Origin of the sequence: Thermus aquaticus (assembly GCF_001280255.1) — a bacterium.
Lineage (GTDB): Bacteria > Deinococcota > Deinococci > Deinococcales > Thermaceae > Thermus > Thermus aquaticus.
On the sequence record NZ_LHCI01000104.1, the window covers coordinates 5,576 to 15,479 of the forward strand.

Consider the following 9,904-nt stretch of genomic DNA (forward strand, 5'->3'; position numbering starts at 1 on the left):
CGCGGAAGAGAAACCCACAAAAATCGCGACTTGACCGGAGGCGCTGGGGCAAAGGACTCAAGACATCATACGAAGTCCTCCTGCTTCCTTCCTCTAAGCAGAGGGAGCTAGAGCCTCGGCCTTTCCGATAGGCGCTCGGCCAGGCGTGTACTTTTACTTAAGGGAAGGCTTCGGAAGGATTTCTTATCACACGGGAGGCAGGGTAAAAGTGCCTAAGTTTAGGAGGCTGGATCACGGCATCAGACCTTGCCCGTGTAAGGGGTATTGGGAGCTATTCGGCCGGAAATAACAACTCACCCTGCCTAGGCAGAGCAGCCTTTTGCGGAAGGTTCGCCAAAAAATCTTCTATTCTATAGAACCCCTCTTCACCCGGGGGAATAGAGCGCACCCATCCCTCGCGAATAAGCGCTTGATTTCCTTCTGTTGGCAGATTCAGCACAAAAACTGGTCTACCCAAGCGCCTGGCCTCTTCAGCTGCTGCCCAGGTTCCGCTCTTTGTGCGCTTAGGGCCTTTCTTACCCTCCTTTAAGGTTTCTTTAAGCCCGGTCTGCACCACCAAAACAACATCCGCAAGTCCCACTACAAGGCGGTTGCGCCACATGGCATATTGGGCTCTCCAAGGGGCGTACGGCTCCAGCGCCGAAAGCACTAAAAGTTGCTCCTCCAAATAAGGGCTCAAGTCTCTTAGCCTCGCTCTAGCCTCCTTGGAAATTAGGCCAAAAGGAACTACGGCCACAGCTTTCCCAGTTTCTAAAGCGCCTTGGGTAGCTAAGAGATCCACGCCCTTTGCCAGACCCGAAACCACCACATACCCTTTACTGGCGAAGTGGCGCCCTGCTTTTCGAGCCCAAGAGAGTGCATCCTCTGTTGCATGCCGAGAACCTATTATGGCGATAGTTCGTTGGGAGTTCGCTAACTGTGCATCACCTATGTAATACAGCTTGGGGGGCGCCTTAAGGGATAGGAGCCGCTGGGGGTAGAGAGAATCCCCGGGGACTAGCTGGGGAAGGGATTCTGAATGCATGGTTCGATGTTACCGCACCTAATCCTTCAACCCATCACGTGCCCTGGAAATCTGCCTCACGGCCACGAGCAAGTGGCGCCCGCTTCCGGGTAGCCGTGAAGGTCACGGGGTGAATATGTCGCACGCCGTTTTCTTGCAAGCGGGAAATGGCTGCACTCATTGTGGCGCCAGTGTCCAATAAGTCATCCAAAAGCAGGATGCGCCTGGGAAGTAGCCCTTTTTCTGTCACCTGCATCCGCTCATATATTTTCTCGAAACGTTTCTCCGACGGGGCGCGCTTCATGGAAGGACCTCCAGTCTGGTCTAAAATGCGCAACACTGGCAGGCCTAATACTTGACCCAAAGCCTCTGCTAACAGATAAACGGGTTGAAAGGGACGATTTTTACTTGGGGGTATGGGCACAATGGCTTCCAAAGTAGCAAGATGTACGGCTGCTATGTGGCTCTTGTGCTTCAGGTAGAAAGCCATTGAAGAGGCCGCTAGCTGCGCAAGATTCTTTTTTTCTTTTTCATGCCAGCCTTGGAGCTTGTATTTTAGCTTATAAGTGATCTCCGCAATAGGTGCTCTTATGTAAGTTCCAGGACCACCTTCGGTGTGTATATCTAGCGCAAACACATTGATCTGCCCACGCTGAAAGCGCCGAGGGCGGCAGGCAACGGGAGGAAACTCTCCATCTGAAAGGAGAACCCTCCGAGCTTCACCCAAGTCCAGTTTTTTTTGATCCTCGTAGGTTTCCACCCTGATCACATCCGGATGGGGTTCAAGTGGCCAGCGGCGTAGCCGTTTAAACTCGGGCGAGTCAAAGTTGTCCAGGGTCAAACGTTTGCTCCTGCCATCCGAAAAGACAAAAACGGTACCTAAGGGCCACTCTTTCATGCAACTTACTCTAGGTGCTCCGCCGGGCCAGGTGCGTGATCTCTGCCACACGAAACCTGGGTTAAAGCTAAACTAACCCAAATTACTACCCATTCCTGGGCCTGAAAAGGAAGAAAGCGCCAGATCCTACTCCTGAAGGTCTTTGTCCACCCGGCTCATGAGCATGATGGGTGGGGTGGGCAGGCCTTTCTGGCGGGGACGGACCTCTCCTTGTGGCCACGGGCGCGGAGGCTTTTTGCGGACTCGGGGTACCGGGGTCTGGAGGAAACGGCTTCTTCCCTGGGTTTGGAGCTGGAGAAGGACCTTTGCCTGGCTGGGGCGGAACCGGCGTCTTGCCAAGGACTATGAGGAGAACCCTGGGGTAAGCGAGGCCTGGGTCTATCTGGGCACGCTACGATTGCTGGTGAAGCGGTTAGCCAAGGCCGCGTAACTGCCCGCGGAGGACTTTTACGACAGCCTCTTATCGGGGATCTTCAGCACCGCGTAAGTCCGGCGTGAACTCCACCTCGTCCAGGTCAAACGGCCTCGAGGCCCTTTCCAAAACCTTCGCCAGCACGCTTCCTTCCATGCCTTCACCTCCGCTTTCCCTATGGGCGTTAGCCCCCCTCTACTCCAACACCACCACCACTTCGCTCCCCCTCCGGAGGACCTCCACCCTCCGGGCCTTACCTCCGGCCCTCAGGTAGGCCTCGGCCAGGGGGTCCGCCACCAACTCCTCCACCGCCCTCTGCAGGTCCCGGGCCCCGAAGCGGGTGTCCACCCGCCCCAGGATGAGGGGCACCACCCCCTCGTCCACCCGCGCCTCCCTCACCCCGGCCCGCCGGGCCCAGCCCTCCACGTAGTCCCGCACCACCTTGGCCGCTAACCTCTCCAAGGCCTCCCCGGAGAAGGGCTTGAAGGCGGCGATCACGTCCAGGCGGTTCACCCACTCGGGCCGGAGGCCCTTTTGGACCAGGCGCTCCCGGAGGTTCTCCCCCAGGCCCCCGCCGTAGAAGGCCTCCTCGGCCATGAGGTTGCTGGTGAAGAGGAGGATGACCTCCGGGGCCACGACCACCAGGCTCCGGGAAAGCTCCTGGAAGCGCCCCTCGTCCAGGAGCTGGATGAGGGGGTCGAAGACCCGGGGGTGGGCCTTCTCCATCTCATCAAAGAGGAACACCCCTCGAGGGTGGGCCACCAGGTCCCGGTAGAGCTTGCCCGGCTCCTCCGAGCCGATGTAGCCCGGGGGGCTCCCCACCAGGCCGGCCACGGTGTGGTCCTGGCCGTACTGGTTCATGTCGTAGCGCACCAGGGGCCTGCCCGTGGCCTCGGCCAGGGCCTTGGCAAACTCTGTCTTGCCGGTGCCCGTGGGGCCCAGGAGGAGGGCGCTGAAGGGCTTTCCGGGCCGGGTGAGCCCCGCCGCCTTCCGCTTGAGCCCGCGGAAGACGGCCCCTATGGCCTCGTCCTGGCCCACCACCCGGGCCTTCACCCGGGCCTCCACCTCTTCCAGGGGCGGGTCCTTGGCCTCTTCCACCGGGCGGCTCACCTCCACCCGCTCCCCCGCCCCGCCCAAGGCCAGGACCCTCCGCCGAAAGAGCCTGGCCAAGAGGACCTCGGTCGCCTCGCTCCAGTACCCGGCGGTGGGGAAGGCCATGAAGAGGAGGAGCAGGTACTGGGGTCCCACCAGCCCCTCCCGGAAGTAGAAGTAGGGGATCAAGGCCAGGGCCACCAAGAGCACGCCCAGGCTCAGCCCCCTGGCCACCTCCGACGCCCTCCGGGGCCAGGAGCGGCGGGTGTAGGGGTAGGCCACCGCCCCCCAGAAGTAGAGGGCGGCGAGGACATTTCCGAAGGACCACCCCTCCTTGACCCCCAGGTAGGTCGCGCTGAGGGCTAGGAGGAGGTTCACCGCTGTTACGACTCCCATAGCGCCAAGTTAATGGGCGGGGTTCCTCAAGGGCAACCCCGCCCCCCTTTACCAGAAGGGGAGGTCCTTCTCCCGCCGGGCCCCCACCACCACCTTCTTGGCGAAGATGGAGGGGGAGTAGACGGTCTGGCCGTCCTTCTCCCACTTCTCCAGCCTGTACTCCCCCTGCACATAGATAGGGGTCCCCTTGCGGAGGAGGTCGGCGATCTCCTCGTCCAGGGCCCAGGCCTTGACCTGGACCCAGGCGGTCCGCTCCTCGCCCTTGCGCACCGCCACCCGGAAGAGCGTGATGGAGACCACGTCCTCCCCGTCCTCGCCCTGGATGGGGATGTACTTCACCAGGGCGTCCCCGCCCAGGTATCCCTGGAGTTCCACCTGGTTGATGGCCCCGTCCAGGTAGGGTCCTTGGGGGTTCTCGGAGACGGAGTGGGCGAGGGGAATCGCCCAGGTAACCCCAAGCTCGAAGGTCTCCTTGCCCTCCTGGGTCTTGCGGGCCAGGAGGCCGTCGTAGAAGAGGTAGGGCTTGCCCTCCTCCACGGCCTCCATGCATGAGCCCCCAGGCGGCCTTGGTTCCCCTAGGCACACCCTATGGGGCCTACCACTTCGGCTACGTGGTGTCCCCCATCCTCAAAGACGCTGCTTCTGGGCTTTATATGCTCATGCCGGGGGTAGCTGAAGGTGATGGTTCGCCTTTGCTGGCCTTCTTGCACACTCCTCACAGAAAGCCCACCCCCTTGGCCCTGGTCCTTTTAGGGCTTAGAAGGGAGTCGGTGCTGGTTAAATAGGAACTGGGGGCCTTTCGGGGCCCTCAGGTGAGCGTCAATGCGGCCCAGGCCTCGCTCCCTAGCCGGCGAGAACGGTAGTCCGGACTTCCTGCTTCCTAAACCTTCCCTCTTTCAGGTCCCTGGCGATCTGCCCCAGAAAAGCGCCCAGGATAAGGCCGAAGTTCATCACCAGAGTGAGGTTCACCAGGTCTGCCAGGAAGTTAGCTGCGCACACCTCCACTTACCTCCTTTCTGCCCTAAGGATACCAGGACATCTCCCTACAATAGTAGCGTGGACGGAAGGGCCCACGAGCGGCTGACCCTCTTTCACCTGGCCTGGACCGGGCTGGCGCTTTCGGCCCTCATGCCTGACCACGCCCCTCAGGTCTCCTTGCTCTACATGGCGGGCGGGGCGGTGGGGACTCTCTACCTCTCCCCCGACATCGATCTTCCCGACTCTCGCGCTTCCAAGCGGTGGGGCTTTCTCTCCCTTCTTTGGGAACCCTACCGCGCCCTCCACCCTCACCGAGGGGCCTCCCACTCCTGGGTGTACGGCCCTCTGTCCCGCCTCCTCTACCTCCTCTTCCCCCCCTTTGTCCTCCTCCTGGTGCTAGGGGTAGACCCAGCGCCCCTCCTCGCTCCCCTCCTTGACCTGAAGGTGAGCGTTCCCGTCCTCGCTGGCTACCTCTTTTCCCAGTGGGCCCACCTGGTCCAGGACGGCGTGGAGTTCCGGGTGTTCTAGAAGGGAAAAGCGCCCTCCCCCTTCCTCGCCTTCCGGCGGTCGGGGCCCGTTACCCTAACCTCCCAATCCACCCGGGAGAGGGCGGCCTCGCCGTCTTACCCAGAAAGGGGGCGGTCCTGGGTAAGACGCTCCTGACCGCCCGCCTCCAGGGCCCGGAGTAGCCCCTCGAGGGCCCCCATCTCCCCCCTGAGCCTCGCCTCCCACCGCGCGAGGGCCGCTTCGGGGGAGAGGAGAGGGCTCGTGGGCAAGCCCCCTCCTGGGAAGGCCAGGTAGAGGCTCCTGCCCATCACCTGAAACCAGAAGGGACCGAGGACCTTCCGTACCTCCAGTAGGGCCTGGCCTAGGGGCGTGTCCTCGCCGATGGGCTCCCAATACCCCCAGGCCCGGAAGCGCCGGGCGAGTTCTCCCTCCAGGGCCACCTCGGGGCCAGCTTCCCTCGTGGCCACCCTCCAGGCGGCGAACAGGTAGAGGTAGAGGGCGGGGAAGGCCAAGAGGAGGAGGGGGCTCGTCCCAGGCTTCAGGACGGGGAGGCCCGAGAAGTGCCGGGCGAGGAGGGCGAGGAGGATCCCAGAAAGCATTAGGAGCGCCAAGAGGAAGGGCCAGCGCTCCCTGGGATAGGTGGGCCACCCTCTGGGGGCCAGGTGGAGAAAGGGGAAGGACTGGGGAAGCTCCACCTCGTAGAGGACCCCGGTGAAGCGGTAGCCCACGGCCCCGAAGCGCCTGGCCCCGTAGACCTGCACCTCAAAGCGGCGGAAGGGGCGGCCCAGGACCTCGCCCCGGTACTCTCCGTAGGCTTTGGGTTCCCCTTCGGGGAGAAGGGGAACGGCGGGGAGTTCTGGCTTTGGGGAGAAGACCAGGCCCAACCTCTTCGCCGCTTCCTCTTCCAGGACCCGCCTCGCTTCTTGGGCCCTCATCCCCGCCTCCCGAAGGGCCAACTCGGAGGCAAGGGAATCTCGTCCCCGTGCTCATAGGCGGTCTCCAACCAAAGCCTCCGGGCTTCCTCCAGGTTGGCCAGGGCCTCTTCCGGGGTCTCCCCCACGGCCACGCACCCCTTCAGGTCCGGGTGAAGGGCGGTGTACCCCCCTTCCGGCTCCGCCACCAAGAGCGCCGGGTACTCTAGGCCTAGATAGTGCTCCAAAGGCTTCCGCATCTTTCGCCTATCCCCGTGGGCCGTTAGGCCCCCTTGTCCCCAGAACCTCGCCTTGCCCCCTCTCGCCCCTATAGTAGGGGCGGATTCAGGCCCCCCGTCTTACCCAGAAAGGCCAGACCTGGGTAAGACGGGGAGGCTTCCCTTGGCATAACTGAGGGGACTCGAACCCCCAACCTCCGGTTTTGGAGACAGGCGCTCTACCGATTGAGCTACGGGTATACGCGTGCCGGGGGCGGGCCTTCCCACCCCCGGTCAAGGTCCCCGCTAAAGGCCCCTGGGGAGCCAGTCGGGCGCCTCTCCCTCGGCTACTAGGAGGAAGTCGCCGTTACCCAAGCTGGTGAGCCGCCAAGGCCCGTCCTTGTAGCCCCCGATGCCGGGGTCGGCGTTGGAGTCCAGGAAGAGCCCCTCGCCATCGGCGGCGATCACGTCCATCCCGTCCTCGTCCAAGACCATCTTGACGGGCATGCCACGGGAAAGGAAAGCCGCCAGCACCTTTGCCTGTAGTCCGGTGAGGTTCATCTGCCCTCCTTTCCTTTGGGGTAGGGCCAAAGGGGGCCGTCTTAGCTACACGCCCTCTTGGCTTATGGGCCCTTGTAGCTAAGACGGCCCCACCTCCCCTACCCCGCCTTCCGCCTGGCCGCCTCCCCGTCCGGGGTGAGCCGGATCACCTCGGGCAGGGGCTTACCCTGGGCCACCGCCTCGGGCAGGCCCTTCAGGCGCTCCAGGACCTTCTGGGGGATGTACCGGTGCTCCCCCTCGATGACCACCCGGGGGTAGGTGTAGAGCTCCCGGCCGATGCCCCAGGCCACCGCCGCCCGCTTCAGGGCCCCGGAGATGCCCCCCTTGAAGGGCTCCAGGTCGGTGGCCCCAGAGCCGTCCTGCTTCTCCACCCACTCCCCGGTGTCGGGGTTCTTCACGGCGATGCTGGCAATCACCCCGTGCTCCTCCCCCACTTGGGCGGGGGTGTAGCGCACCTGCCACCCGAAAGGCCCGAAGGCCTCGTCCAGGCGGGCCATCACCGCCCGGGCGTCGATGAAGGGGGCGATGGTGGTCTGCCCGTTCTTGCTGGCGATGATCTTCCAATAAGAGGCTGTCGTAAAAGTCCTCCGCGGGCAGTTACGCGGCCTTGGCTAACCGCTTCACCAGCAATCGTAGCGTGCCCAGATAGACCCAGGCCTCGCTTACCCCAGGGTTCTCCTCATAGTCCTTGGCAAGACGCCGGTTCCGCCCCAGCCAGGCAAAGGTCCTTCTCCAGCTCCAAACCCAGGGAAGAAGCCGTTTCCTCCAGACCCCGGTACCCCGAGTCCGCAAAAAGCCTCCGCGCCCGTGGCCACAAGGAGAGGTCCGTCCCCGCCAGAAAGGCCTGCCCACCCCACCCATCATGCTCATGAGCCGGGTGGACAAAGACCTTCAGGAGTAGGATCTGGCGCTTTCTTCCTTTTCAGGCCCAGGAATGGGTAGTAATTTGGGTTAGTTTAGCTTTAACCCAGGTTTCGTGTGGCAGAGATCACGCACCTGGCCCGGCGGAGCACCTAGAGTAAGTTGCATGAAAGAGTGGCCCTTAGGTACCGTTTTTGTCTTTTCGGATGGCAGGAGCAAACGTTTGACCCTGGACAACTTTGACTCGCCCGAGTTTAAACGGCTACGCCGCTGGCCACTTGAACCCCATCCGGATGTGATCAGGGTGGAAACCTACGAGGATCAAAAAAAACTGGACTTGGGTGAAGCTCGGAGGGTTCTCCTTTCAGATGGAGAGTTTCCTCCCGTTGCCTGCCGCCCTCGGCGCTTTCAGCGTGGGCAGATCAATGTGTTTGCGCTAGATATACACACCGAAGGTGGTCCTGGAACTTACATAAGAGCACCTATTGCGGAGATCACTTATAAGCTAAAATACAAGCTCCAAGGCTGGCATGAAAAAGAAAAAAAGAATCTTGCGCAGCTAGCGGCCTCTTCAATGGCTTTCTACCTGAAGCACAAGAGCCACATAGCAGCCGTACATCTTGCTACTTTGGAAGCCATTGTGCCCATACCCCCAAGTAAAAATCGTCCCTTTCAACCCGTTTATCTGTTAGCAGAGGCTTTGGGTCAAGTATTAGGCCTGCCAGTGTTGCGCATTTTAGACCAGACTGGAGGTCCTTCCATGAAGCGCGCCCCGTCGGAGAAACGTTTCGAGAAAATATATGAGCGGATGCAGGTGACAGAAAAAGGGCTACTTCCCAGGCGCATCCTGCTTTTGGATGACTTATTGGACACTGGCGCCACAATGAGTGCAGCCATTTCCCGCTTGCAAGAAAACGGCGTGCGACATATTCACCCCGTGACCTTCACGGCTACCCGGAAGCGGGCGCCACTTGCTCGTGGCCGTGAGGCAGATTTCCAGGGCACGTGATGGGTTGAAGGATTAGGTGCGGTAACATCGAACCATGCATTCAGAATCCCTTCCCCAGCTAGTCCCCGGGGATTCTCTCTACCCCCAGCGGCTCCTATCCCTTAAGGCGCCCCCCAAGCTGTATTACATAGGTGATGCACAGTTAGCGAACTCCCAACGAACTATCGCCATAATAGGTTCTCGGCATGCAACAGAGGATGCACTCTCTTGGGCTCGAAAAGCAGGGCGCCACTTCGCCAGTAAAGGGTATGTGGTGGTTTCGGGTCTGGCAAAGGGCGTGGATCTCTTAGCTACCCAAGGCGCTTTAGAAACTGGGAAAGCTGTGGCCGTAGTTCCTTTTGGCCTAATTTCCAAGGAGGCTAGAGCGAGGCTAAGAGACTTGAGCCCTTATTTGGAGGAGCAACTTTTAGTGCTTTCGGCGCTGGAGCCGTACGCCCCTTGGAGAGCCCAATATGCCATGTGGCGCAACCGCCTTGTAGTGGGACTTGCGGATGTTGTTTTGGTGGTGCAGACCGGGCTTAAAGAAACCTTAAAGGAGGGTAAGAAAGGCCCTAAGCGCACAAAGAGCGGAACCTGGGCAGCAGCTGAAGAGGCCAGGCGCTTGGGTAGACCAGTTTTTGTGCTGAATCTGCCAACAGAAGGAAATCAAGCGCTTATTCGCGAGGGATGGGTGCGCTCTATTCCCCCGGGTGAAGAGGGGTTCTATAGAATAGAAGATTTTTTGGCGAACCTTCCGCAAAAGGCTGCTCTGCCTAGGCAGGGTGAGTTGTTATTTCCGGCCGAATAGCTCCCAATACCCCTTACACGGGCAAGGTCTGATGCCGTGATCCAGCCTCCTAAACTTAGGCACTTTTACCCTGCCTCCCGTGTGATAAGAAATCCTTCCGAAGCCTTCCCTTAAGTAAAAGTACACGCCTGGCCGAGCGCCTATCGGAAAGGCCGAGGCTCTAGCTCCCTCTGCTTAGAGGAAGGAAGCAGGAGGACTTCGTATGATGTCTTGAGTCCTTTGCCCCAGCGCCTCCGGTCAAGTCGCGATTTTTGTGGGTTTCTCTTCCGCG

At 60.9% G+C, this 9,904-nt stretch carries 12 protein-coding genes; 3 read left to right on the forward strand and 9 right to left on the reverse strand.

Annotation, left to right across the window (positions count from 1 at the left end; all coding sequences use genetic code 11):
- Positions 1-271: 271 nt before the first annotated feature.
- The 5 genes from BVI061214_RS12265 to BVI061214_RS13990 all read right to left on the reverse strand — a co-directional run bounded on the left by BVI061214_RS12265 (position 272) and on the right by BVI061214_RS13990 (position 4,770).
- The gene (locus BVI061214_RS12265; protein WP_082333091.1) at positions 272-1,024 is read right to left on the reverse strand and encodes a DNA-processing protein DprA; all 753 of its coding nucleotides are present in this window, start codon (positions 1,022-1,024) and stop codon (positions 272-274) included.
- Between the two features lie 34 nt (positions 1,025-1,058).
- The gene (locus tag BVI061214_RS12775; protein ID WP_156303186.1) at positions 1,059-1,901 is read right to left on the reverse strand and encodes a hypothetical protein; all 843 of its coding nucleotides are present in this window, start codon (positions 1,899-1,901) and stop codon (positions 1,059-1,061) included.
- A gap of 607 nt (positions 1,902-2,508) precedes the next feature.
- Positions 2,509-3,801 carry an AAA family ATPase gene (locus BVI061214_RS13985; RefSeq protein ID WP_156303188.1) on the reverse strand — a complete coding sequence of 431 codons (1,293 nt, stop codon included), beginning with the start codon at positions 3,799-3,801 and terminating at the stop codon, positions 2,509-2,511.
- Positions 3,802-3,849: 48 nt separating this feature from the next.
- Positions 3,850-4,347: a single-stranded DNA-binding protein gene (locus BVI061214_RS00780; protein WP_053766869.1), complete on the reverse strand. Its 498-nt coding sequence runs from the start codon at positions 4,345-4,347 to the stop codon at positions 3,850-3,852.
- Between the two features lie 297 nt (positions 4,348-4,644).
- A complete protein-coding gene (locus BVI061214_RS13990) occupies positions 4,645-4,770 on the reverse strand; it encodes a hypothetical protein (protein WP_282953974.1) in 126 nt (41 codons plus the stop codon).
- A gap of 87 nt (positions 4,771-4,857) precedes the next feature.
- On the opposite strand from BVI061214_RS13990, the gene BVI061214_RS00790 reads away from it, so the two are divergent.
- On the forward strand, positions 4,858-5,307 hold the full coding sequence (locus BVI061214_RS00790) for a DUF2227 family putative metal-binding protein (RefSeq protein WP_053766871.1): 450 nt from the start codon (positions 4,858-4,860) through the stop codon (positions 5,305-5,307).
- Positions 5,308-5,402: 95 nt separating this feature from the next.
- Here the strand turns inward: BVI061214_RS00790 and BVI061214_RS00795 are convergent, their stop codons facing one another.
- The 4 genes from BVI061214_RS00795 to BVI061214_RS00815 form a co-directional block, all read right to left on the reverse strand.
- Positions 5,403-6,221, reverse strand: coding sequence for a hypothetical protein (locus BVI061214_RS00795; RefSeq protein ID WP_248841675.1), 819 nt, complete (start codon positions 6,219-6,221; stop codon positions 5,403-5,405).
- Positions 6,218-6,457 carry a type II toxin-antitoxin system HicB family antitoxin gene (locus tag BVI061214_RS00800; protein WP_053766873.1) on the reverse strand — a complete coding sequence of 80 codons (240 nt, stop codon included), beginning with the start codon at positions 6,455-6,457 and terminating at the stop codon, positions 6,218-6,220. Before BVI061214_RS00800 ends, BVI061214_RS00795 begins: the two co-directional genes overlap by 4 nt.
- 264 nt (positions 6,458-6,721) lie before the next feature.
- Positions 6,722-6,976, reverse strand: coding sequence for a hypothetical protein (locus BVI061214_RS00810; protein ID WP_003049316.1), 255 nt, complete (start codon positions 6,974-6,976; stop codon positions 6,722-6,724).
- Positions 6,977-7,074: 98 nt separating this feature from the next.
- The gene (locus tag BVI061214_RS00815; RefSeq protein WP_053766874.1) at positions 7,075-7,533 is read right to left on the reverse strand and encodes a Rad52/Rad22 family DNA repair protein; all 459 of its coding nucleotides are present in this window, start codon (positions 7,531-7,533) and stop codon (positions 7,075-7,077) included.
- Positions 7,534-8,003: 470 nt separating this feature from the next.
- Between BVI061214_RS00815 and BVI061214_RS12780 the strand changes: the two genes are divergently transcribed.
- A complete protein-coding gene (locus BVI061214_RS12780; RefSeq protein WP_156303186.1) occupies positions 8,004-8,846 on the forward strand; it encodes a hypothetical protein in 843 nt (280 codons plus the stop codon).
- 34 nt (positions 8,847-8,880) lie between these two features.
- A complete protein-coding gene (locus BVI061214_RS12280; protein WP_082333091.1) occupies positions 8,881-9,633 on the forward strand; it encodes a DNA-processing protein DprA in 753 nt (250 codons plus the stop codon).
- Positions 9,634-9,904 lie beyond the last annotated feature (271 nt).